This window comes from Janibacter terrae, from assembly GCF_039636765.1.
GTDB classification, from domain to species: domain Bacteria; phylum Actinomycetota; class Actinomycetes; order Actinomycetales; family Dermatophilaceae; genus Janibacter; species Janibacter terrae.
In genome coordinates this window covers 1,224,488-1,248,454 of record NZ_CP144167.1, presented here as the reverse complement: position 1 = coordinate 1,248,454, position 23,967 = coordinate 1,224,488, and the positions used below count along the sequence as shown (strand labels likewise).

Annotated in this window: 20 protein-coding genes; 8 read left to right on the top strand and 12 right to left on the bottom strand. The window is 71.0% G+C overall.

Annotated elements, in window-relative coordinates:
- Positions 1–3: 3 nt before the first annotated feature.
- The 4 genes from V3C34_RS06315 to typA are packed head-to-tail and all read right to left on the bottom strand — an operon-like array spanning position 4 to position 5,052.
- Positions 4–492, bottom strand: coding sequence for a flavin reductase family protein (locus tag V3C34_RS06315; protein WP_346008328.1), 489 nt, complete (start codon positions 490–492; stop codon positions 4–6).
- Positions 489–1,409: an N-acetyl-1-D-myo-inositol-2-amino-2-deoxy-alpha-D-glucopyranoside deacetylase gene (gene mshB, locus V3C34_RS06310; RefSeq protein WP_068325791.1), complete on the bottom strand. Its 921-nt coding sequence runs from the start codon at positions 1,407–1,409 to the stop codon at positions 489–491. The genes V3C34_RS06315 and mshB overlap by 4 nt, the downstream gene beginning before the upstream one ends.
- On the bottom strand, positions 1,406–3,145 hold the full coding sequence (locus V3C34_RS06305; protein ID WP_338538595.1) for an ABC transporter substrate-binding protein: 1,740 nt from the start codon (positions 3,143–3,145) through the stop codon (positions 1,406–1,408). Before V3C34_RS06305 ends, mshB begins: the two co-directional genes overlap by 4 nt.
- 11 nt (positions 3,146–3,156) lie before the next feature.
- Positions 3,157–5,052: a translational GTPase TypA gene (gene typA / locus V3C34_RS06300; protein WP_068325797.1), complete on the bottom strand. Its 1,896-nt coding sequence runs from the start codon at positions 5,050–5,052 to the stop codon at positions 3,157–3,159.
- A gap of 266 nt (positions 5,053–5,318) precedes the next feature.
- Between typA and V3C34_RS06295 the strand changes: the two genes are divergently transcribed.
- The 5 genes from V3C34_RS06295 to V3C34_RS06275 all read left to right on the top strand — a co-directional run bounded on the left by V3C34_RS06295 (position 5,319) and on the right by V3C34_RS06275 (position 11,263).
- Positions 5,319–6,986 (top strand): ABC transporter substrate-binding protein, encoded by a 1,668-nt coding sequence (locus V3C34_RS06295; protein WP_346008327.1) that lies wholly within the window; start codon positions 5,319–5,321, stop codon positions 6,984–6,986.
- Positions 6,987–7,075: 89 nt separating this feature from the next.
- On the top strand, positions 7,076–8,080 hold the full coding sequence (locus tag V3C34_RS06290) for an ABC transporter permease (protein ID WP_068325799.1): 1,005 nt from the start codon (positions 7,076–7,078) through the stop codon (positions 8,078–8,080).
- Entirely contained in the window at positions 8,077–9,039 is a 963-nt protein-coding gene (locus tag V3C34_RS06285; RefSeq protein ID WP_068422952.1) for an ABC transporter permease, read from the top strand. The genes V3C34_RS06290 and V3C34_RS06285 overlap by 4 nt, the downstream gene beginning before the upstream one ends.
- A 5-nt stretch (positions 9,040–9,044) precedes the next feature.
- On the top strand, positions 9,045–10,094 hold the full coding sequence (locus V3C34_RS06280; RefSeq protein WP_068422955.1) for an ABC transporter ATP-binding protein: 1,050 nt from the start codon (positions 9,045–9,047) through the stop codon (positions 10,092–10,094).
- A complete protein-coding gene (locus tag V3C34_RS06275; RefSeq protein WP_068325807.1) occupies positions 10,091–11,263 on the top strand; it encodes an ABC transporter ATP-binding protein in 1,173 nt (390 codons plus the stop codon). The genes V3C34_RS06280 and V3C34_RS06275 overlap by 4 nt, the downstream gene beginning before the upstream one ends.
- A gap of 84 nt (positions 11,264–11,347) precedes the next feature.
- Here the strand turns inward: V3C34_RS06275 and V3C34_RS06270 are convergent, their stop codons facing one another.
- The 6 genes from V3C34_RS06270 to malQ form a co-directional block, all read right to left on the bottom strand.
- A complete protein-coding gene (locus tag V3C34_RS06270) occupies positions 11,348–12,490 on the bottom strand; it encodes a dipeptide ABC transporter ATP-binding protein (protein ID WP_338538598.1) in 1,143 nt (380 codons plus the stop codon).
- Positions 12,483–13,484: an ABC transporter ATP-binding protein gene (locus tag V3C34_RS06265; protein ID WP_068329025.1), complete on the bottom strand. Its 1,002-nt coding sequence runs from the start codon at positions 13,482–13,484 to the stop codon at positions 12,483–12,485. The genes V3C34_RS06270 and V3C34_RS06265 overlap by 8 nt, the downstream gene beginning before the upstream one ends.
- Positions 13,485–13,503: 19 nt before the next feature.
- The gene (locus tag V3C34_RS06260; RefSeq protein WP_068325820.1) at positions 13,504–14,508 is read right to left on the bottom strand and encodes an ABC transporter permease; all 1,005 of its coding nucleotides are present in this window, start codon (positions 14,506–14,508) and stop codon (positions 13,504–13,506) included.
- Positions 14,501–15,430 (bottom strand): ABC transporter permease, encoded by a 930-nt coding sequence (locus tag V3C34_RS06255; protein ID WP_068325836.1) that lies wholly within the window; start codon positions 15,428–15,430, stop codon positions 14,501–14,503. Before V3C34_RS06255 ends, V3C34_RS06260 begins: the two co-directional genes overlap by 8 nt.
- A 172-nt stretch (positions 15,431–15,602) precedes the next feature.
- Positions 15,603–17,234, bottom strand: coding sequence for an ABC transporter substrate-binding protein (locus tag V3C34_RS06250; RefSeq protein WP_346008326.1), 1,632 nt, complete (start codon positions 17,232–17,234; stop codon positions 15,603–15,605).
- A 226-nt stretch (positions 17,235–17,460) separates the two neighbouring features.
- Entirely contained in the window at positions 17,461–19,548 is a 2,088-nt protein-coding gene (gene malQ / locus V3C34_RS06245; RefSeq protein ID WP_346008325.1) for a 4-alpha-glucanotransferase, read from the bottom strand.
- Between the two features lie 60 nt (positions 19,549–19,608).
- Between malQ and V3C34_RS06240 the strand changes: the two genes are divergently transcribed.
- Both V3C34_RS06240 and V3C34_RS06235 read left to right on the top strand, forming a co-directional pair.
- Positions 19,609–20,526, top strand: a complete 918-nt coding sequence (locus tag V3C34_RS06240) for a pirin family protein (RefSeq protein ID WP_068422967.1) — start codon at positions 19,609–19,611, stop codon at positions 20,524–20,526.
- Between the two features lies 1 nt (position 20,527).
- Complete coding sequence (locus V3C34_RS06235) at positions 20,528–21,226, top strand: alpha/beta fold hydrolase (protein WP_068325841.1); 699 nt, start codon at positions 20,528–20,530, stop codon at positions 21,224–21,226.
- Positions 21,227–21,256: 30 nt separating this feature from the next.
- Here V3C34_RS06235 and V3C34_RS06230 read toward each other — a convergent pair whose 3' ends face one another.
- Complete coding sequence (locus V3C34_RS06230) at positions 21,257–22,168, bottom strand: universal stress protein (protein ID WP_068325842.1); 912 nt, start codon at positions 22,166–22,168, stop codon at positions 21,257–21,259.
- A 40-nt stretch (positions 22,169–22,208) separates the two neighbouring features.
- Complete coding sequence (locus V3C34_RS06225; RefSeq protein WP_068325843.1) at positions 22,209–22,664, bottom strand: deoxycytidylate deaminase; 456 nt, start codon at positions 22,662–22,664, stop codon at positions 22,209–22,211.
- A gap of 73 nt (positions 22,665–22,737) precedes the next feature.
- Here V3C34_RS06225 and V3C34_RS06220 point away from each other — a divergent pair, with 73 nt between their 5' ends.
- Entirely contained in the window at positions 22,738–23,967 is a 1,230-nt protein-coding gene (locus tag V3C34_RS06220; RefSeq protein WP_346008324.1) for a CynX/NimT family MFS transporter, read from the top strand.

Genomic DNA, 23,967 nt, shown 5'->3' with positions numbered 1-23,967 from the left:
TGGTCACCTCGTGGTCGTGTAGCGGCTGCGGTAGTAGATCAGTGGGTCATCCCGGTGGGCGTCGGCGCGGCTCGCGACGACCTCCCCCACGACGATCGTGTGGTCCCCGGCGTCGTGCAGGCCGCTCGTGCGGCACTCCAGGGTGGCGAGTGCGTCGTCGACGAGCGCGACCCCGAGCTCGCCGCGGTGGTGCGAGATGCGGGTCAGCTGGCCGTGGAGCGGCCGCCCGCCGGTGCTCAGCCAGCTCGCGGCCGGTCGCCCGTCGCGCGGCATGATCGACACGCCCCAGATCCCGGCCTCGGTCACGGCCTCGTGCCAGCCGGTGTCCTTCTGGACGCAGACGAGCACGAGCGGCGGCTCGAGCGAGACGGAGGTGACGGAGTTGGCCGTCATCGCGTGGTCGTGACCGTCCTGCACGGTCGTCACGACGGTCACCCCGGTCGCGAAGTGCGCCATCGCGTGCCGCAGGCCCGTCGGTGCCAGCCCGCTCATCGGCGGACCACCAGCCCCGGGCGCGCGTCGGGGTCCGCGGGCACCGGTTCGCCGGTGCGCAGGTCGAGGCGGGCGTAGCCCTCGCGCCCGGGCAGCAGCGCGGCGATGTCGTTGGACAGCGCGTAGGTGCGCGCGGGGCCGAGCGTCACCTGCGTGCGGTGGTGCCGCAGGGCGGCGACCTGCCCGGCGACGGCGTCCGCGTCGACCACCGCGTGGGTCACGACCGCGTCGTCGACGACCGAAGGGGGGAAGTCCCCCGTCGGCTGCGTCCACCCGAGGTCGGCGAGCTGCGGGACCCCGACGAGGAGGTCGGCGAGGAGGCGACGGTCCTCCTGCGCCCACGAGCGCGGGGTGAAGGTCCCGAAGAGGGCCGGTCGCTCCCCCGCGTCCATCGTGGCGACGGCCCGTCGGGTCACCTCGTGGGTGCGGATGTGGTCCGGATGCGCGTAGCCGCCGTGCGCGTCGTAGGTGACGACGACGTCCGGGGCGACCCGGGCGATGACCTCGCCGACGGCCGCGAGGGCCTCCGCGTCGTCGGAGCGGACCCAGGCGCGCGGGTCGTCGGCGCTCGGGGTCCCGGCCATGCCGGAGTCGCGCCAGCGGGAGAGGCGACCGGCCTCCTGGTCCTCCCCGAGGACGGTGCTGCCGGCGCCGATCGCCGTCATGGCCCCACGCAGCTCGTCCCTGCGGAACTCGCCGAGCGTGTCCTCGTGGTCGGCATCCAGGTGGGCCAGCTCCGGCGGGATGATCTCGCCCTGCTCGCCGAGCGTGCAGGTGAGCACGTGGACGTCGTCGCCGACGGCGAGGTGGTGGGCGATGGCGACGCCGGTCGCGAGGGACTCGTCGTCGGGGTGCGCGTGGACGAAGAGCAGCCGCGCCGGCCGCCCGGTCACCACGACGGGCTCGGCGGCGGTCACTCGGAGACCCCGATGACCCCGATCTCGGGGACACCTCCGTACACGGGGTTGCCGATGAGCGCGGTGACCTCAGAGCCGGCCGCGTACGTCAGACGGCTCTGGCGAAGGGGGATGTACGCCCCGTCCTCGAGGAGCCCGGTGTCGATCTTCGCCCACGCGTCGGCGCGGTCCGCGGGGTCGCGGGTGCGGGCAGCCTTGTCCATGGCCCGGTTGACGTCCTTGTCGGCGAAGGCGCCGTAGTCGCGACCGACCGAGGTCCTGGACAGGTTGATCCGGTCGTCGAAGAGCGGCGGCAGCACGGTGCCCGCGGACGGGAAGTCGGGACCCCAGTTGGCCCAGATGACGTCATGCTCCTGCGCGACCTTGCGCTGACCGATCTGCGTGAAGTAGTCGTCGTCGAGGGCCTTGAGGGTGACGTCGAAGCCGGCGTCCTCCCACTGACCCTCGAGGCGCTTCATGGCGGCGTCGAGGTCGCCGCCGCGGTGGGCGACGCTGATCCTGACGGGCACCTTGACCTTGGCCTTCCTGAGCATCCGGCGGGCCTCGGCGGCGTCGCCGGCGGGCCCGCGATCGAGCACGGTCTCGTGGGCGGACGGCAGCGCCGCGCCGAGCAGTGACCACGTCGGCGTACCGGTCGCGGCTCCGCGCTCCTGCGTGTAGGCCTCCCGGTCGGTCGCGGTGGCGAGGGCCCGGCGGACGGCCTGCTTCTTCAGCGACGTGCTCGTGGCGCTCACCGCGAGGTAGTCGACGAGCTGGCCGTCGACGTCGACCGACTGGGCCGTCTCGCCGGCCTCGTCGAGGGCCGGGGTGAGGGCGCTCGGGAGCGGGTCGAGCATGAGCGTGCGCCCGCCGTCGTCGCCCTCGACGATCGTCTCGAGCGCGTCCTTGGGCTCGACGCCCTCCTTGTGCAGGATCGTTGCCGGTCCGACACGACGCAGGGGGTCGCTCGCGCCGTCCCACTCGCGGTTGCGCACCCACGTGCCGCCGGAGCTCGGGGTCCAGCCGTCCTCGAGCTCGTAGGGGCCCGAGGAGAAGGCGTCGTAGCCGCCCTTGCCCTCGCGCGAGCGCTTGTACGGCGCGAACTCGGGCAGCGAGACGACCTCGTCGAAGTTGCCGACCGGCTCGGCGAGGTGGAAGACGACCGTGCGCGCGTCCTTGCACTCCACGGCGTCCTGGATCAGCTCCTTGGACCTCGCCGAGGTCCCGCCCGCCGCGATCGGCCCGCGGTAGGTCGACGTGCCGTCCGGCTTCTTGGGGATGTCGAGGTAGTTCAGTGCGTAGCCGCTGGAGGAGATCTTGGCGTCGAAGGAGCGGGCGACCCCGTACCGGACGTCCTGGCAGGTGATGGGTGAGCCGTCCTGCCAGGTCACGCCCTTGCGCAGGGTGAAGGTCCACGCCGACGCGTCCTTGTTGGGCAGGCCGGTGCTGCGGGCGAGGTCGCCCGTGAGCGTGCGCTGCCCGGCGAGGTCGGTCGCGGGCTCGTAGGCGGTGAGCGTGCGCATCCAGGTGCGCGAGGCGAAACCCGCGGCCTGGCGCGAGGTGATGCGCTGCGGGTCCCAGGCGTCCACCGGCCCGGCGGCGACGACGGTCAGCTGGTCCTTCGCGCCGCTCACCCTGCCCTCGGTGGACGTGGTGCTGGCCCGGGGGGCACCCCCTTCGTCGTCCGTGCACGCGGTCGCACCCACCACGAGGGTGAGTGCGACCGCGACGGCGGTGAGTCCTCTGCTGCGCCTCATCGGCGCTCCTCTCAGGAGTTGCGGGCCTTGGAGGCCGCGCGTGCGCGCAGGTTGGCGGCGAGCTCGACCTTGCGGATGCGGATCGCGTCCGGGGTGACCTCGACGCACTCGTCCTCGCGGCAGAACTCGAGCGACTGCTCGAGGCTGAGCTTGCGGGCGGGGACGACCTTCTCGAAGTTGTCGGCCGACGACGCGCGCACGTTCGTCAGCTTCTTCTCCTTGGTGATGTTGACGTCCATGTCGTCGGCGCGGGAGTTCTCACCGACGATCATCCCCTCGTACACCTCCGTGCCCGGCTCGGTGAAGAGCGAGCCGCGCTCCTGCAGGTTGACCATCGCGTACGCGGTGACCGGCCCGGAGCGGTCGGCGACGAGCGAGCCGGAAACGCGCGTGGTGATGGCGCCGAACCACGGCTCATAGCCCTCGAAGATGTGGTGGGCGATGCCCGCGCCGCGGGTCTCGGTGAGGAACTCGGTGCGGAAGCCGATGAGACCGCGCGAGGGCACGAGGAATTCCATGCGGATCCAGCCGGTGCCGTGGTTGGTCATCTGCTCCATGCGGCCCTTGCGTGCGGCGAGGACCTGGGTGATGGCGCCGAGGTACTCCTCCGGCGTGTCGATCGTCAGGCGCTCGACGGGCTCGTGGACCTTGCCGTCGACCTCCTTGGTGACGACCTGCGGCTTGCCGACGGTCAGCTCGAAGCCCTCGCGACGCATCTGCTCGACGAGGATGGCCAGCGCGAGCTCACCACGGCCCTGGACCTCCCAGGCGTCCGGGCGCTCGGTCGGCAGCACGCGGAGCGAGACATTGCCGACGAGCTCCTTGTCGAGGCGGTCCTTGACCATGCGGGCGGTGACCTTGGTGCCCTTGGTCGGTCCGCGGCCGACGAGCGGCGAGGTGTTGGTGCCGAGGGTCAGCGAGATGGCGGGCTCGTCGACGGTGATGACCGGCAGCGGGATCGGGTTGTCGGCGTCGGCGATCGTGTCGCCGATCATGATCTCCGGGATGCCGGCGATGGCGATGATGTCGCCGGGGCGCGCGGACCCCTGGTCGAGCGGCTTGCGCTCGAGGCCCTCGGTGATGAGCAGCTCGGTGATCTTGACCTTCTCGGTCGTGCCGTCGTGGCGGCACCACGTGACCTGCTGGCCCTTGCGCAGCTCACCGTTGTGGACGCGCAGGAGGGCGAGCCGACCCAGGAAGTTGCTCGAGTCGAGGTTGGTGACGTGCGCCTGGAGCGGCGCGTCGTCGTCGTAGGAGGGCGCCGGGATCGTCTCCATGATCGTCTTGAAGAGCGGCTCGAGGTCGTCGTTGTCCGGCAGGGTGCCGTCCTCGGGACGGTTGAGGCTCGCGGCGCCGTTCTTGCCGGAGGTGTAGACGATCGGGAAGTCGATCTGCTCCTCGTCGGCGTCGAGGTCCATGAAGAGCTCGTAGGCCTCGTCGACGACCTCGGCGATGCGGCTGTCGGGACGGTCGACCTTGTTGATCGCGAGGATGACGGGCATCTTCGCCGCGAGCGCCTTGCGCAGGACGAAGCGGGTCTGGGGCAGCGGGCCCTCGGAGGCGTCGACGAGCAGGACGACCCCGTCGACCATCGACAGGCCGCGCTCGACCTCGCCGCCGAAGTCGGCGTGACCGGGGGTGTCGATGATGTTGATCGTGACGCCGTCGGGGGCGTCGTGGGCGGCCGCGGAGGGGCCGTTGTAGTGGATCGCCGTGTTCTTGGCGAGGATGGTGATGCCCTTCTCACGCTCGAGGTCACCGCTGTCCATCGCCCGCTCGTCGACGTGGTCGTGCTCGCCGAAGGCACCCCCCTGCCAGAGCATCTTGTCGACGAGGGTGGTCTTGCCGTGGTCGACGTGGGCGACGATGGCGACATTGCGGATGTCGCTGCGGGAAGTCATGGGCATGTCCGCGATTCTCTCAGCCGACCTCCCCATGCCCCAAATGGAAGGGGGGTGACCTTCCCTTCGTCGGTGGCGCCGAGGGTTTTCCCGCTGTCACCGCACGATCTGCGCCCCCGTGGTCTCACTCCGGTAAAGGTGAGGGCGCAGACCCACATCGGCCGCAGGATGGGGTTAGGTTCCGCTCTACCCGGTGTGTCGTGGGCCGCGTCCCCGTGCCCGGGCCAACCCCCGGGAACCCTGCCCGGGCCGGACACGGAGCGAGGAACACCATGTCGATGAGGAAAGCAGCCCCGCTGGCCGCTCTCGCCGCCACCGCACTCACCCTGAGCGCGTGCGCGCAGAGCGACCGCGACGAGTCGGGCGACGGCGGTGGCGGCGGCGGCAGCACGGACGGCACCTTCACCTTCGGCGCCGCCGGCGCGCCCGAGGTCTTCGACCCCTTCTACGCCAGCGACGGCGAGACCTTCCGCGTGACCCGCCAGATCTTCGAGGGCCTCGTCGAGGTCAAGGAGGGCGGCTCCGAGATCGGGCCCGGCCTCGCCACCGAGTGGGAGCCGTCCGCGGACGGCACGACCTGGACCTTCACCCTGCGCGACGGCGTGAAGTTCACCGACGGGGAGACCTTCGACGCCGAGGCCGTCTGCGCCAACTTCGAGCGCATGGCCGACCAGAACGCGACCGCCCAGGCCGGCCCGGCCGAGTACTGGGCCTACACGATGGAGGGCTTCGGCAAGGACGCCCTCTACCGCAGCTGCTCCGCCAAGGACGCGCAGACCGTCGAGCTGAAGATCGCCCGCGCGACCTCGAAGTTCCCCGCGATGCTCTCGCTGTCCGCCTTCGCCATGCAGTCGCCGAAGGCGCTGGAGGAGGGCAAGGCCAACGACGTCAAGAAGCAGGGCGAGGGGTTCGCCTACCCGGCGAACTCGAAGAACCCCGTCGGCACCGGCCCGTACACCTTCGGCACGTACGACGAGGCGAACAAGACCGTCACCCTCGAGCGCAACGACGACTACTGGGGCGAGAAGGCGAAGAACGCCAAGGTCGTCTTCAACATCATCCCCAACGAGAGCACCCGCCGGCAGGAGCTCGAGGCCGACAGCATCAACGGCTACGACCTGCCCAACCCGGTGGACTGGAAGGGCCTCGAGGACGACGGCAACAAGGTCGAGATCCGCGACCCCTTCAACATCCTCTACGTCGCCTTCAACCCGGAGAAGAACCCGGCGCTGAAGGACCTCAAGGTCCGCCAGGCGCTCGACATGGCCGTGAACCGCGAGCAGCTCGTGAAGTCGCAGCTGCCCGAGGGCGCGTCCGCCGCGTCCCAGTTCATCCCCGACACCGTCGAGGGCTACAACAAGGACGTCGCGGTCACCGAGTACGACCCCGAGGGCGCCAAGAAGCTGCTCAAGGAGGCCGGCGAGGAGAACCTCGAGCTGACCTTCGCCTACCCGAGCGAGGTCACCCGCCCGTACATGCCCAACCCGCAGAAGATCCACGAGGCCATCCGCAAGGACTTCGAGGCCGTGGGCGTGAAGGTCAAGGTCGTCACCAAGCCGTGGAACGGCGGCTACCTCGACGGCGTCGACAACGGCCAGTTCGACGCGTGGCTGCTCGGGTGGACCGGTGACTACAACACCGCGGACAACTTCATCGGCACCTTCTTCGGCAACCTCAAGTCCAACGACTTCCACACCTCGGCGACGGACTTCGGTGCCGACCTGAGCAAGGAGCTCAAGGCCGCCGACTCGACGGTGGACGAGGGTGAGCGGACCTCGATGTACGAGGACCTCAACAAGAAGATCCACGACGAGTACGTCCCCGGTCTGCCGATCTCGCACTCCCCGCCGGCCATCGTCGTCAACGAGGACGTCGAGGGCCTGGTCGCCAGCCCGCTGACCGCCGAGCGCTTCTCCACGGTCTCCGTCGGCGGCAAGTGACGCCCAACCGCAGGTGACCACGTGACGGGGCCGCCTCGACCACCCGGTCGAGGCGGCCCCCGTCCGCGATCCACGTCAGGAGCGCATCCGTGCTGAGATTCATCTTCCGCCGGCTCATGCAGCTGGTGCTCGTCGTCTTCGTCCTCTCGCTGCTGCTCTTCCTGTGGCTGCGGGCCCTGCCCGGCGGCATCGTCTCCGCGATGCTCGGCGAGCGCGCCACCCCGGAGAGCCGCGCCCGCCTCACCCACGAGCTCGGGCTCGACGAACCCATCTGGGTCCAGTACTGGACCTTCCTCAAGCGGGCGGTCACCGGGGACTTCGGCGTCTCCAACGGCGTCCAGCCGGGCAAGCCCGCGATGGAGCTGCTCCTCGACCGCTTCCCCGCGACGATCGAGCTGAGCGTGCTGGCCCTCGTCATCGCGATCGGCCTGGCCCTCCCCCTCGGCTACCTCGCCGCCAAGCGGCACGGCAGCATGCTCGACAACCTCAGCGTCGTCGGGTCGCTCGTCGGCGTCGCGGTCCCCGTCTTCTTCCTCGCCTTCCTGCTGCGCTACCTCTTCGCGCAGGAGCTGCACTGGCTCCCGGTCTCCGGCCGGCAGGAGGTCGACGCCACACGCGTCACGGGCTTCTTCGTCCTCGACGGGTTGCTCACCCGAGAGTGGGACGCCGCGTGGGACGCGCTCAAGCACCTGCTGCTGCCGGCGATCGCCCTGGCCTCCATCCCCTTCGCCATGATCTTCCGGATCACCCGGGCCAGCGTGCTCGAGGTCCTCGACGAGGACTACGTGCGCACCGCCGAGTCCAAGGGCCTCACCCAGCGGGTCGTGCGCGGCCGCCACGTCATGCGCAACGCGCTGCTGCCGGTCATCACGGCCATCGGTCTGCAGATGGGTGGGCTGCTCGCCGGCGCCGTCCTCACCGAGTCGGTCTTCAACCTCGCCGGCATCGGGGACGCCCTGCGACAGGCCTTCAGCCTGCGCGACTACCCGGTCCTGCAGGTGCTCATCCTCGCGGCCGCGTGCACGTACGTGCTCGTCAACCTGCTCGTGGACATCCTCTACGCCGTCGTCGACCCCCGAGTGAGGACCCGATGAACTCCCGTCGCAAGCAACGCATCGACGCGCTCGCCGCGAGCAGCGGTACGACGACCGTCGCCGAGGCCGGGCACATCAAGGACACCGGCGGGGTCGGCCTGGTCGCCTCGGCGTGGCGACGGCTGCGCCGCAACCCGATCTTCCTCATCGGCCTGGCCATCACGATCGCCTTCATCGTCCTGGCGGTCATCGCGCCGTGGATCGCACCGCACGACCCGGCCGACAACCCGCTCATCGACAAGGTGAGCCCGCAGTCCAACCCCATCCCCGGCCCGGAACCCGGCTACCCCCTGGGCGCCGACAGCTCCGGCCGCGACTTCCTCTCCCGGCTCATCGTCGGCAGCCGCCAGACGCTGATCGTCGGGGTCGCCGCGACCATCGGCGGGCTCGGCGGCGGGCTCGTCCTCGGCACCCTCTCGGGGGCCTTCGGCGGGGCGGTCGACGCCGTCATCATGCGCGTCGTCGACGTCATGCTCTCCATCCCGAGCCTGCTGCTCGCCTTCTCCATCGCGGCCATCGCCGCGCGGCCGAGCCAGTGGACGGTCATCATCGCCATCGCGGTCGTGCAGGTGCCGATCTTCGCCCGGCTCCTGCGGGGCTCGATGCTCGCGCAACGCAGCAAGGACCACGTCCTCGCGGCCCGGGCCCTCGGCGTCAGGCGGTCGGCGATCGTGCTGCGGCACATGCTGCCCAACTCGCTCGGGCCGGTCATCGTGCAGACGACGCTCGTGCTCGCGACCGCCATCATCGATGCCGCAGCGCTGTCCTACCTGGGCCTCGGGCTGCCCGACGACCGTGTCCCCGAGTGGGGGCAGATGCTCGGCACCTCCGAGACCTACTTCCAGGACCACCCGCACCTCGCCGTCTACCCCGCGCTGTGCATCATCGTCGTCGCGCTCGGGTTCACCCTCATGGGTGAGTCGCTGCGCGAGGCCCTCGACCCCAAGAGCCGGAGGTGAGCGGCATGGCGACCGCCTCGACCCACCGGGCCGCCGACGCGGCCTCTCCCCTGCTGTCCGTGCGCGACCTGTCGGTGACCTTCACCCGGCAGGGGGCCGAACCCTTCGTCGCCGTCGACGGCGTGAGCTTCGACGTCCAACCCGGCCAGACCATCGGCCTCGTCGGCGAGTCCGGCTGCGGCAAGTCCGTGACCTCGCTCGCGATCATGGGCCTGCTGCCCACCCGCGGCAACCAGGTCACCGGCACCGTCGAGCTCGAGGGGACCGACCTGCTGGGCCTGTCCGACAAGGAGATGCGCGCGCGCCGGGGTCGTGACGTCGGCATGATCTTCCAGGACCCGCAGTCCTCCCTCAACCCCGTCGTCCCCATCGGTCGGCAGGTCACCGAGGTCCTCGAGCGGCACAAGGGCATGTCCCGCAAGGAGGCGACGCCGCACGCCCGCGACATGCTCGCCAAGGTCGGCATCCCCGACCCGGACCGCCGGCTGCGGGACTACCCGCACCAGCTCTCCGGCGGGATGCGGCAGCGGGCGCTCATCGCCATGGCGCTGTCCTGCGAGCCGCGGCTGCTCATCGCCGACGAGCCGACGACCGCGCTCGACGTGACGATCCAGGCGCAGATCCTCGCGCTGCTGCGCGAGCTCGTCGAGGACACCGGCACGGCCCTGATCATGATCACGCACGACCTCGGCGTCGTGGCGGGGCTCTGCGACGAGATCAACGTCCTCTACGGCGGTCGGATCGTCGAGCGCGCGGAGCGCCACGCGCTCTTCGGCGAGCCCCGGCACCCCTACACCGGTGGGCTGCTCGCCAGCGTGCCGAGCCTGGACGGCGAGCGCGGAGCACGGCTAGAGCCGGTCCCGGGGTCGGTGGCCGACAACCTGCCGTGGACGAGCGCCTGCGCCTTCGCCCCGCGCTGCTCGAGCGCGACCGACCACTGCCGGGAGGCGACGCCGGCGCTCGCCCTGAGCGGGTCCCGCGCCCTGCGCTGCTTCAACCCCCTCGCCGGCGAGCCCTCGCCCGCCGAGGGCGCGACGACCCAGGAGGTCCGATGACGACCACGACCGAGCCGCAGACCCCGTCCGGCACCGCGGCCCACGACGTCCTCGTCGACGTGCGCGGGCTCAAGGTGCACTACCCGATCACCAAGGGCGTCGTCTTCGACAAGGTGGTCGGCCACGTCTACGCGGTCGACGGCGTCGACCTGCAGATCCGCCGTGGCGAGACCTACGGCCTCGTCGGCGAGTCCGGCTGCGGCAAGTCCACGCTCGGCCGGGCGATCCTGCATCTGGAGCCGACGACCGACGGCACCGTGACCTTCGACGGCGAGCCGATCAGCACGCTCACGGGCGAGGACCTGCGCCGCCGGCGCAAGGACCTGCAGATGGTCTTCCAGGACCCGATGGGCAGCCTCGACCCGCGGCAGAGCGTCGAGGCGCTGCTCGTCGAGGGCATGAAGGCCCACGGCATCGTCAGCAACGCCAAGGAGGCGCAGCCGCGGCTGCGCCAGCTCCTCGCCGACGTCGGCCTGCCCCCGGCCGCGCTCAAGAAGTACCCCCACGAGTTCTCGGGGGGCCAGCGCCAGCGCATCGGCATCGCCCGGGCCCTGAGCGTCAACCCCGAGCTCATCGTCGCCGACGAGCCGGTCTCGGCCCTGGACGTGTCCGTGCAGGCGCAGGTCATCAACCTCATGTCGGACCTGCAGGACGAGTACGAGCTGACCTACCTCGTCATCGCCCACGACCTCGCCGTCGTGCGCCACATCTCCGACCGGGTCGGCGTCATGTACCTCGGCGGGATCGTCGAGGAGGCCCCGGCCGACGGCCTGTACGCCGCTCCCCTGCACCCCTACACGCGGGCGCTGCTGTCGGCCGTCCCCGTCCCGGACCCGGTCGTCGAGGACACGCGGGAGCAGATCCTCCTCACGGGCGACCTCCCCTCGCCGGCCAACCCACCCACCGGCTGCCGCTTCCACACCCGCTGCCCCTGGCGGCAGGAGACGATGTGCGACACCGACCGGCCTCAGCTGCGCGTGGTCGAGATCCGCGGCGCCCTCGGGGACGACGCCGGTCCGGAGCACAAGGTCGCCTGCCACTGGGCCGAGCAGATCGCCTCCGGCGAGCTGCAGCCGCACGCGGTGACCGGGTCGGTGGACGAGACCGGGGCGCGCCTGGCCGCGGAGGCCGAGGCCGAGCGCATCACCGGGGACATCCCCTTCGCCTGACCGTCACCACCCCGCACCACGACGAAGGGGGCGCCCCACCGGTGATCCGGCGGGGCGCCCCCTTCGCGCGTCCTGCGGTCGGCCTCAGGCGCCGGCCGTCGAGGTGTCCGGCGAGGCAGTGCCGGTGGCACCACCGGCCTGGCCGGCGACCACCGCGTCGGACTGGTCCACGAGGCCCTGCCCGGCGAAGAGACCACCGCCCTGCTGGTCGCTGACGTCCTCGGTCCGGACGATGACCCGCGGCTCGGCGAAGTGACAGCGCGAGAGGTGCTCTCCGTCACCGTCGCTGCGCAGCTCAAGCAGCGGGGTCTCCGTCGTGCAGATGTCCTGCGCCTTCCAGCAGCGGGTGTGGAAGTGGCAGGCCGAGGGCGGGTTGGCGGGTGACGGGACATCGCCCGAGAGGACGATCTGGTCACGCTGCCCACGCAGCGTCGGGTCCGGCACCGGCACCGCGGACAGCAGCGCCTGCGTGTACGGGTGCGTCGGCCGCGAGTAGATGTCGTCCTCGTCGCCGATCTCGACGATGCGGCCGAGGTACATGACCCCGACCCGGTCGGAGATGTGGCGCACGACGGACAGGTCGTGGGCGATGAAGATGTAGGACAGCCCGAGCTCGTCCTGCAGCTTTTCCATCAGGTTGATGACCTGTGCCTGAACCGACACGTCGAGTGCGGAGACCGGCTCGTCGCAGATGAGCACCTTGGGGTTGAGCGCGATGCCGCGCGCGATCCCGATACGCTGCCGCTGGCCACCGGAGAACTGGTGCGGGTAGCGGTTGATGTGCTCGGGGTTGAGGCCCACGAGCTCGAGGAGCTCCTGGACCCGCTGCTTGCGCTTGCCCTTGGGCACGACGTCCGTGTGGATCTCCAGGGGCTCGGCCACGATCTCACCGACGGTGCGTCGCGGGTTGAGCGAGGTGTAGGGGTCCTGGAAGACGATCTGGATGTCGCGACGCAGCTTGCGCATGTCGCTGCCCGACTGGGAGTACATGTCGGTGCCGTCGAAGGTGACGGTGCCCTCCGTCGGCTCCTCGAGCCGCATCAGCAGGCGACCCAGGGTGGACTTGCCGCACCCGGACTCACCGACGATGCCGAGCGTCTCGCCCTTGTAGAGCTCGAAGTCGACACCGTCGACGGCCTTGACGTGGCCGACGGTCGTGCGGAGCACACCACCCTTGATCGGGTAGTGCTTCTTCAGGCCCTGGGCCTTGAGGATCACATCAGGCATCGAGCACCTCCTGGCTGAAGTGGCAGGCCGACTGGCGCATCGGACCGACGTCGAGCAGCTCGGGGCGCTCGGTGCGGCAGATGTCCTGCGCCATGACGCAGCGCGGGTGGAAGGCGCAGCCGGGCGGGATGCGGGTGAGGTTCGGCGGCAGACCGCCGATGGCCGAGAGCTTCTGGCCCTTCTGGTCCAGACGCGGGATCGACTCGAGCAGCCCCTTGGTGTACGGGTGCGCGGGCTTCGCGTAGATGTCGTTCACCTCGGCGCGCTCGACGATCCGCCCCGCGTACATGACGGCGATCCGGTCGGCGACGTCGGCGACGACGCCGAGGTCGTGCGTGATGAGGATCAGACCCATCCTGAACTCCTCCTGCAGCTCCTGCAGGAGGGCCATGATCTGGGCCTGGACCGTCACGTCGAGTGCCGTCGTCGGCTCGTCCGCGATGAGGATCTTGGGGTTGAGGGCGATGGCCATCGCGATCATGATGCGCTGGCGCATGCCGCCGGAGAACTGGTGCGGGTAGGCCTTGACGCGGTCCTTGGCGCCGGGGATGTTGACCCGCTCCATGAGGCGGACCGCGTTGGCGTAGGCGTCCGAGCGGTTCATCTTCTGGTGGACGCGGAACATCTCGCCGATCTGCCACCCGACGGGGAAGACGGGGTTGAGGGAGCTCAGCGCGTCCTGGAAGACCATCGAGATCTCCGGGCCGCGCATCTTGCGCCGCTCCTCCTCGGGCATCGTCAGGATGTCGCGACCCTTGTAGAGGATCCGTCCGCCGGGGATCTTGGCGGGCGGCATGTCGAGGATGCCCATGATCGCCTGGGCGGTCACCGACTTGCCCGACCCCGACTCGCCGAGGATCGCGAGGGTCTCGCCCTCGTCGAGGCTGAAGTTCACGCCGTTGATCGCCTTGGCCACGCCCTCATGGGTGTGGAACTCGACGTACAGGTCGTCCACCTCGAGGAGGTGCTCGCCCGCTGGTGTCGTCGTGCTCATGTACTGGTTCACCTGACTCTCAGCGGCTCTTGGGGTCGAAGGCGTCACGCACGGCGTCGCCGAGCATGATGAACGCCAGGACCGCCAGGCTGAGGAAGAGGGCGGGGAAGAAGAGGATGTGCGGCGAGGCCCGCACCGTCTGCAGCGAGTCGCTGATCATGACGCCCCACGAGACGGTCGGCGGACGCAGACCGATACCGAGGAAGGACAGCGTCGCCTCGGCCGCGATGTAGGCACCGAGGTTGATCGTCGAGACGACGATCGCCGGTGCCATCGCGTTCGGCAGGACGTGCCGGCGGATGATCCGCATCGGCGAGGCGCCGAGGGCCCGGGCCGCCTGGACGTAGTCGTTGGGCTTGACCTGGATGACCGAGGAGCGCATGAGGCGCATGAGGCTCGGCCAGCCGAAGATCACGAAGACGAGCACGACCTGGATGATCACGCCGAGGTAGCCCTGGATCGGGATGCCCAGCAGCTTCTCGGTGTCCTGCAGCGAGGACAGGAAGATGATGCCCGAGAGCAGCAGCGGGATGGCGAAGAAGATGTCGCCGATGCGGCTGATCAGGGTGTCGACGGTGCCACCGACGTAGCCGGCCACGAGCCCGAGGAAGGAGCCGAGGAGCAGCACGCCGAGCGTCGCGAGGACGCCGACGAGGATCGAGGCCCGGGCGCCGTAGACGGTGCGCGTGTAGATGTCGGCGCCCTGGATGTCGGTGCCGAACCAGTGGTCTGCGCTCGGTCCCTGACGGGCGATGCTCAGGTCGTTGAACTTCAGGTCGTAGGGCGTGAAGATCGACGGGAACGCGGCCATCAGCATGAGGACGATGATCAGCACGCTGGAGATCCAGAAGAGCGGGTTGCGCTTCAAGGACTGGAACGCGTCCGAGGTGAGCGAGCGCGCCTGACCGGTGTCCTGCGTCGTGTCCGCGGCGAGGGCCCCGCCGCGGGTCGTCGTGGCGCCGACCTCGTCCTCGCCGGGTCCGGGCTGGGTGGCGACGTCGCGCGTCGCGTGGTCGTCAGTCATTGCTGATCCTCGGGTCGAGGGCGCCGTAGAGCAGGTCGACGAGCAGGTTCACGAGGAGGTACACGATGACCAGCGCCGTGACCGCACCGACGACGGCGACGCCGTCCCGGTGGCGGATGCCCTCGAAGATGTACCCACCGACACCCTGGATGCTGAAGATGCCCTCGGTGACGATCGCGCCACCGAGCAGGGCACCGAAGTCGTAGCCCATGAAGGTGATGACGGGGATCATCGAGTTGCGCAGCGTGTGCACACCGATGATCCGGCGCGGGGTCAGCCCCTTGGCCTTGGCCGTGCGCACGTAGTCGGACTTCACGTTCTCGGCGATGTTGGTCCGCATGAGGCGTGCGATGTACGCCAGGGAGGTCGAGCCGAGCACGATCGCCGGCAGGATGAGCGCCGTGAACTCCGGGTTCTTGCCGCGGGCGAGCGGCGGCAGGAGCTCGAGGTTGAGGCCGATCGTGTACTGCAGGACGGTACCGATGACGAAGACCGGCACCGAGATGACGAAGAGGGTGCTGACGAGGACGAGGTTGTCGATGAACCCGCCCTTGCGCAGGCCGGCGAGGACTCCGGCGGCGATGCCGAGCACACCCTCGAAGGCGAGGGCCATGACACCGAGCTTGGCCGTGACCTGGAAGCGCTCGGCGAGCTCCTCGGAGACGGGGCGGCCGAACTGGTTCTCACCGAGGTCACCCTGGGCGACGTCCTTGGCGTACTCGTAGTACTGGATCGGCAACGGCTCGTTCAGGTGGTACTTCTCGTTGAACGCGGCGATGTAGGCCGGCGGGCAGGGCCGCTCACCACACTTGCCAGCCGTGGGGTCACCCGGCATGGCGAAGACCATGGCGTAGATCAGGAACGTGGAGAAGATGATCACCGGGATCATCTGGAGCAATCGACGGACGATGTACTTGCCCACGGCACCTCCTTCGGATCTGGGATGCACCTCGACCCGGGGTGCCGGGCGAGGCTAACTCATGTGCATGTGGCCGACGCTACGCCGTGCGGGCGCCGGTCGGCACGACTACCGGCCGGCCATCTCGAGTGCGATGGCCGGCCGGCGGTCGTGCGTCGTCAACCCTGGATCAGGGTCAGCTCTTGACCTTCATCGCGGCCAGGTCGGGGTTGCCGAACGGGGTGGCCTGGACGTCGGAGACGTTCTCGGACCAGCCGATGATGGTCTTGCCGTACCACGTCGGGATGGTCGTGAACTCCTTGGCGATCATGCCCTCGGCCTCCTGGTACAGCTTGTTGGCCTCCTCGGGCGTCTCGGCGGCACCGGCCTCACGCATCTTCTTCTGGAAGTCGTCGTTGGCGTAGCCGTAGTAGTTCGAGCTCGCACCCTTGCCGTAGATCGGCGAGAGGTAGTTCTCGATCGACGGGTAGTCCATGACCCAGCCCATGCGGAACATGCCCTTGAGCTCGTCGTTGCCGAGCTTGGTCAGCATGGTCGCGAAGTCGACCGTGGGGGTCGCGACGCAGTCGATGCCGAGGGTCTTGTTGATCGAGTTGCACACGGCCTCGGTCCAGCCCTTGTGGCTGGCGTCACCGTTGTACGTCAGGGTCAGCTTGCCCTCGTAGCCGCCACCCTCCTTGAGCAGCTGCTTGGCCTTCTCCGGGTTGAACTCGCAGAACTCGCCGCAGGTGCCCTCCTTGTAGCCGTCGACGACCGGGGAGACCCAGCCGGTGGCGGGGGTGAAGGCGTCGTTGAAGATCTGCTTGACGATCGTCTTGCGGTCGATCGCCATGGAGAGGGCCTGACGGACCTTGACGTCCTTCAGCTTCGGGTCGACGTGGTAGTTCATGCCGATGAACTGGAGGGTGGAGTTCTCCTTCTCCAGGTAACGACCCTCACCGAGGTCGTCCTTGAACTTGTTGTCGACGAGGGCGCTCGCGGGGATCTCGCGGACGACGTCGAGGTCACCGGACTGCAGGGCCACGTAGGCGGCGTCGGAGTCCTGGTAGTTCTGGAAGATGATCTTGTCGGCGTTGCCCCCGAAGTCACCGGAGTAGTCGGCGAACTTGCTCAGGGTGATCGCCTGGTTCTTCTCCCAGGAGTCGAGCTTGTACGGCCCGGCCGCGATCGGCTTGTCGCCGAACTTCTCCGGGTCGTCGAAGAAGGAGTCGGGCTGCGGCGCGAAGGCGGTGTAGCCCAGGCGCAGCGGGAGGTTGGAGACCTTCTCCGTGGTCTTGATCGTGAAGGTGTGGTCGTCGACGACCTTGAGGCCCGTGAGCTCCTTGGCCTTCGGCGCACCCTTGCCGGCGCACGGCTTCTTCTCGTCGTCACCGGTGCACTGCAGGTCCGCGAAGCCCTCGATGGGCTCGTAGAAGTAGCTGCCCTGCTGACCGTTCTCGCCGTTGGCGGTGTAGTTCCACGCGTCGACGAAGTTCTTGGCCAGGACCTCGCTCCCGTCGTGGAACTTGTAGCCCTTCTTCAGCTTGACCGTGAAGGTCTGGTTGTCGTCGGTCTCGATGGACTCGGCGATGTCGTTCTCGGGCTCGGCCGTCTCCGGGTTGTAGTGGACCAGCTTCGCGGTCAGGACGTCGAGGACGTCACCGCCACAGGTCTCAGCGGTGTTACCCGCGACGAGCGGGTTCTCCGGGTTGCAGCCGGACGCGGTGATGGTGCCGCCCTCGCCACCGCCCGAAGTGCTTTCGTCGTCGCTGCCGCCGCCACAGGCGGTCGCGAGGAGCGCGACCGCGGAGATGCTGGCAACAGCCATCGCGCGAGACTTGACTCGCATGGATGTCCTCCTACGTCATGCCGCCGGGAAGGCGGGTTCATACGGCGTTCCCGACGGTACGGGTCCACCCCTGGGAGCAGCGCTGTCGCGACTGCTCCGCACATCAAAAACCACGCGGCGGGCCCAGACCACGAACCGGTGTGGGGTGAGACACAACTGTGACTCTTCGGTGACCGCTCCGGCACCCCGCGCGGGAGATGCAGGGTTATCCCTCGACGAGGTCGTCGAGCAGCACCGGCCGGCGGTCCGGCCCGGCCAGCGGCAGGCGCCAGTTGGGGTACTCCTCGTCGGTCCCGGGCTGGTTGATCGCACGCACGTCGCCGACGAGGTCGGTGAGCGCCACCCCACGCATCCGCGAAGGGGTCTGGCCGATCCACGCGTGCAGCGCCGCCACGACCGCAGCGACCGGGGCGTCGACGTCCTCGATCAGGCCCCGCTCCCGCAGGGCCTCGCGCACGGCGCGGACACTCCCTTCCTCCGCCGCGCGCTCCTCCTCCACGGGCCGGGTCAGCAGGCCCAGCCGCTCGCGGATCGCCACGTGCTCCAGCGCGAGGTAGCCCGCGCTCGGCGGGAGGTCGTGCGTCGTGACGGTGGCCAGGCACAGCTCCCGGTAGTCCTCGGGCGGCAGCGGGCGGCCGTCCTCGCCCCACTCGAACCACGCGACGCTCGTGCCGAGCACGCCGCGCTCGAGCAGGTGCTCGCGCACCCACGGCTCGACGACCCCGAGGTCCTCACCGACGACGAGGCACCCGGCCCGGTGGGCCTCGAGCGCCAGGATGCCGACGAGGGCCTCGTGGTCGTAGCGCACGTAGGCGCCCTCGCCCGGCGCGTGGCCCTCCGGCACCCACCACAGGCGGAACAGGCCGATGATGTGGTCGATGCGCAGCCCACCGGCGTCGGCCAGCACCGCGTGCAGCATGTCGCGGAAGGGGGCGTAGCCGAGCTCGGCGAGCCGGTCCGGGCGCCACGGCGGTTGGGACCAGTTCTGCCCCAGCTGGTTGAACTGGTCCGGCGGGGCTCCGACGTCGATGCCGCGCGCGAGCGCGTCGCCGAGCGCCCAGGCGTCGGCCCCCTCGGGGTGGATGCCGACCGCGAGGTCTGCGACCACGCCGATCCCCATCCCGGCGGCCCGCAGCCGCGCCTGCGCGGCCGTGAGCTGCCCGCGCACGACCCACTGCAGCCACACGTGGAAGGAGATCTCCGCGCGGTGCGCGTCCCGGTGGGCCGCCACGGCGTCCGATGCCGGGTCGTGCAGCTCCTGCGGCCACTGCGTCTCCCACAGCGTCCCGTGCTCGGTCGCGAGGCTGCACCACGTCGCGAAGTCGACGAGCGCCTGGCCCTCGCTGGCGTGCAGCGCCGCGACCCCGGACGCGTGGTCCTCGGCGAGGTGCCGGTAGGCGATCCGCAGGGCGGCCTGCTTGAGGGCCCAGGCTGCGTCGCGGTCGATCGTGTCCGCGGCGTTGAGAGCCGCCGCCTCGGCCACGAGCGCGTCGTACTCCGTGCGTGCCGTGGTCGGCAGCGCGTCGAGCCCGGGTACCTGCCGCAGGTCGGTGTAGACGGGGTTGAGGAACCGGCGCGAGGTCGGCAGGTAGGGCGAGGGCTCCATCGGCGCGACCGGCTCGGCCGCGTGCAGCGGGTTGACGAGCACGAAGTGCGCGTCGTGCGCGCGAGCGGCCCACTCCCCCAACGTCGCCAGGTCGCCGAGGTCCCCGATGCCCTGGCTGCCGGAGCCCCGCACCTGGTACAGCTGCGTCATGAGCCCGGTCCTCGGCTCCTCCGCGAGCACGGGGGGCAGCTCCAGCCGCTGCGGGACGGTGACGAGCACCGCCCGGCTCCCCGGGTCCGGCGACGCGTCGGTCCGGGCCACGAGCTCGTGCCAGCCGAGCGGCAGGTCCGCCGGCACCGCGAACGCGGCCTCGCCCACGAGCGCGCCGTCGACGTCGACCGGCTCCACGACGTGCTCGAGCTGATCGAGGTCGCGGCGGGACCCCCCTTCGAGCAGGACGTGGACCGCCACCTCGCTCCCGTGCGGCACGTGCACGAGGAGGCGAAGGGGGTCCCCCTCACGCTGCACGACGGTCGGGGGCAGCGTCCGGCGCCAGGGCGCGGTCCGGGCCCGCTCGAGGCCCGCGGCGACCTCGGCCTCGCTGCCGACGTCCTCGCCCATGGCCTCGAGCACCGCCCGCAGGGTGTCCTCGGGGACGTCGCGGTGCTCGCCGCGCCAGTCCCACCACTGGGTGTCGACCCCCCGCGCAGCAGCCAGGTGGACGATCAAGGAGGTCGCATCCGTCACGGGCCCACCCTCCAGCAGTCGACCGGGCCGTGTCCAACGGGCGCGGGGTAGCGTGATCAGGTGGACGACGTACAGATCCTGCAGCCCCGTGAGGTACCCCTCGGTGGACCGCGTGCCATGCCGGTGCGGCGGACGCTGCCGTCGCGGCAGCGCTCCCTCGTCGGCGGATGGTGCTTCCTCGACCACTACGGCCCCGACGACGTCGCGAGCACCGGCGGCATGGTCGTCCCGCGGCACCCGCACACCGCGCTCGCCACGGTCTCGTGGCTCTTCACCGGCGAGATCGAGCACCGTGACTCCACTGGCGCGCACGCGATCGTCCGACCCGGCGAGCTCAACCTCATGACCGCCGGCCGTGGGGTGAGCCACTCGGAGTTCTCCACCGACGGCACGACCACCCTCCACGGCGTGCAGCTGTGGTTCGCCCTGCCCGCCGCCTCGGTCGACCGCGAGCCGACCTTCGAGCACCACGTGCCCGAGCCCGTCTACGTGCCCGGCGGCATCGCCCGGGTCTTCCTCGGCGAGCTCTTCGGCGAGCGCTCCCCGGTCGTCACCGACGGGGCGCTCACGGGCGCGGAGATCCTCCTCGACGCCGACGCCGAGACCGTCATCGAGGTCCCGGCCGACCACGAGCACGCGATCCTGCTCGACGACGGCGACATCACCGTCGAGGGCACCGCGCTCGAGCAGTCCGAGCTCGGCTACGTCGCGCCCGGCCGCACGAGGATCACGCTGCGCTCGGCGACGGGCGCCCGGTTGGTGCTCGTCGGCGGCGAGCCCCTCGGGGAGCAGATCGTCATGTGGTGGAACTTCGTCGGTCGCTCCCACGAGGACGTCGTCGCCGCACGCGACGCGTGGATGGCCGAGATCGCGGAGAGACCTCAGGTCGAGGGCCGCTTCGGTCCCTTCGCCCCGGACCAGCCCGCCCCGCTGCCCGCCCCGGCGTTGCCGGGCGGCCGACTCCGGGCGCGTGGCTGACATGGGCGTCTGGGCCACCCCCACCGTGCGCACCGTCTTCGTCCACGGCCGCGGCCGCACCGGCGCCGCCGCCTGGCCCCTCGTGGCGGCGGAGCACGACCCGACCCACGTCTTCCTCGAGCGCACCTGCCAGGCGGACCAGCCCGAGCGCGACGCCGACCGTGCCCTGGCTGCCCTCGAGGGTCGCGGGCACCTCGTGGGGCACTCCTACGGCGCGGTGACCGCGATGCTCGCCGCGCAGCGCCGACCCGACTGCCTGCGCAGCCTGGTCCTCATCGAGCCGGCCTGCTACGACGTGGCCCGCGGCGGCCGACAGGTGGAGCGGCACATCAGCGCGATGGCCCCGGTCTTCGCCGTCGCCGACGACCCGAGCGTCGACGGGCGCGAGTTCATCACCCGGTTCGCCGAGGGCATGGGGGCGCCGGCACCCGCCCTCGACGACGAGACCTGCGCCGACGTCGCGGCCCGCATCCGGGCGACCCCGGCGCCCTGGCAGGTGTCGCTGCGCACGGACACCCCGGCCCTCGTGCCGACGCTCGTGATCACCGGAGGCGTCGACCCGATGTACGCGGAGGTCGCCGCCGCGCTCGAGGCGAAGGGGGCGACCCACCGCGTCGTCCCGGGCTGCGGCCACCGCCCCCAGGACACCCCGGAGGGCCTGGCCGCGATGCACGAGTTCTGGGACGCGCACGGGGCCTGACGCCCGTCGCCGGGCCCCGCGCACGGTGGCTCAGTGCCGGTGCAGGACCGCCACGGGGCAGGTCGCGAGCGCCAGGACGCGCTGCGAGACCGAGCCCAGGAGCATCCCGCGGAACCCGCCACGACCCCGCGAGCCGACGAGCAGCATGTCCGCGCCCTCGGACACCTCGACGAGGGTGTCGGCGGCCCGGCCGTGGTGGACCTCCACGGTGACGTCGATCTCGGGGTGCGCCGCACGGTCCTCGGCGATGGTGCGCTCGGCCATCGTGCGGTAGCGAGCATCCACCGCCTCCCACGCCGGGGTGCCGGGCTCGGTGACGACGACGCCGTGCTCGACCTCGACGTTCCACGTCGTGACCGTCGTGACCTGCTTGCCGCGCACCTGGGCGGCGTCGAGCGCGTGCCGGAAGGCCAGGCGGCTGTGGTCGCTGCCGTCGACGCCGACGACGACGCGCCCGTCCCCCTTCGTCGAGCTGCCCTCGGGCACCAGCACGACCGGGCACGGGGCGTGGGCGACGACGCTCAGCGAGGTCGTGCCGAGGACGATGCGCTGGGCGCGGTTCTTGCGGGCCGAGCCGACGACGAGGACGCGGGCACCGCTGGCGGCGTTGAGCAGGGCACCGGCCGGGGCACCCGTGGGCAGCGCTGTCGTGACCGACAGGTCGGGGTGCTCGGCGACGACCTGGGCGCGGGCCTGCGCGACGACCCGCTCGGACTCCTCCTCGACCCGCTCGACGATCTCGGGGCTGGTGAGCAGCTCGCCGTACGCGGAGAGCGGCGTGCCGAGGTCGACGGCGTGGACGAGGTGGAGGGGCGCGTCGATGGCCGTGGCCTCGGCGGCGGCCCAGGCGAGGACTGCGGCGTCCCGGTGGCTGCCGTCGAGCGCCGCCACCACGGCGGCGGCTGGGGTCGGGGTGTCGTGGGGGCTCGCGTCGTTGCTCATGCCCCATTGTCCCCATGCCGCGTCGCCGCGGGAAGGGGGGTCACCCCCAGTCGGTGAGTCCCTGCCGGTCGTGCGAGCCCTCGGGCCACACGGCCCGGACGATGCCGGCCGCGGCGAGGGCCTTGCGGCAGCCCGGGCAGGGCGGGTCGGTGATGTACGCCGTCGCCCCCTTGGTGTCCCGGGTGGCGAAGAGCAGCGCGTTGACCTCCGCGTGGATCGCGATGCAGAACCCTGGCGTGCCCGGGCGGTCGTAGTCCCCCAAGCCGGGCACGGCGTCGTAGTCGAGCCGCCCCCTCGGGCACGCCCCCTCGAGGCAGTCCGCCTCGCCGGGGGCCGCGCCGTTGTACCCGGTCGCGATGATCCGGTGGTCGATCGTCAGCACGGCACCGACCCGCCGCCGCGTGCACTTGGCGCGCGCCGCGACCGCGCCGGCGATGCCGAGGAAGTACTCGTCCCAGCTCGGTACGGTCCGCTCGGGCGTCGTCAGGTCGGGCATGAGGGTGATCCTAGGCAGGGCGCGGGGTGGGACCGATGCGGCGACCGGGCACCACCGGTGGTAGACCACGGTGGTGAGCAGCCACGAGACCCCGGTGACGGGGAAGATCCACCGGACTCCCCCCTTCGGCCCCGTCCTGGTCGTCGCCGCGGTGGCGCTCGTCTCCGTCAACCTCCGCCCGGGCGCGACCTCCCTCGGACCCCTGCTGCAGGAGGTGCGGGCCACGCTCGGCCTCGGGTCGACGCTCGCCGGCGTGCTCACGGCCCTGCCCGGGTTCGCCTTCGCGGTCGCCGGGGGCGCGGCCGTCGGGCTCGCCCGTCGCGTCGGTGTCTCGGCCGGCATCACCCTCGGGGTCCTCGCGGTCGTCGTCACGCTCGTCACCCGCGTGCTCACCGACTCCGCCGCGGTCTTCCTCGTCCTCACCGCGATCGGCCTCGCGGGCATGGGCCTGGGCAATGTCCTCGTGCCCGCGTGGATCAAGAGGCACTCGAGGGACGGCGGGGTGCGGCTGATGACGGTCTACGGCATGGGCCTGACCGTCGGCGGCACGCTCGGTCCGCTGCTCGCGGCCCCGGTCGCGGCCGTCGCGCCCGGCGAGTGGCGCGGCGCCCTCGGCATGTGGGGGCTCGTCGCGCTCACCGCGCTGGTGCCGTGGGTCGTCATCAGCCTCAGGGACCGGGTGCACCGCCGCTCGGCCGGCGAGAACCCCACGTCGCGGATCCGCCACTCCCCGACCGCGATCGCGTTGACGGTCCTCTTCGGCGTGCAGTCCACCAACGCGTACGTGCAGTTCGGCTGGCTGCCGCAGATCTACCGCGACGCAGGGCTCTCGGCCGGGTCCGCGGGCGCGTACACCTCGATCGTCGCGGGGCTCGGCATCGTCGGCGGCCTGATGATGCCGACGGTCATCGCGCGCAGCCGGGACCTGTCGGCCTGGATGGTCGGCTTCGGTGTGCTCGCGGTGGCCGGGTACCTCGGTCTGCTCGTCGCACCGGCCGCCGCGCCGTGGCTGTGGGCGACGCTGCTCGGCCTGTCCGGCTTCGCCTTCCCCACGGCCATCTCGCTCATCACGGCGCGCACCCGTGACCCGCACGTCACGGCCCAGCTGTCCGGCTTCGTCCAGCCCATCGGGTACCTCGTGGCGGGGGTGGGGCCCTTCGTCGTCGGTGTCCTCCACGAGGCGACCGGAGGGTGGACGGCGGCGCTCCTGCTCCTCATGGCCACGGGCGTCGGCATCACCCTCTCCGGTCTGCGTGTCGCGCGTCCGGTCTTCGTCGACGACGAGGTGGCGGAGGGGACCTGA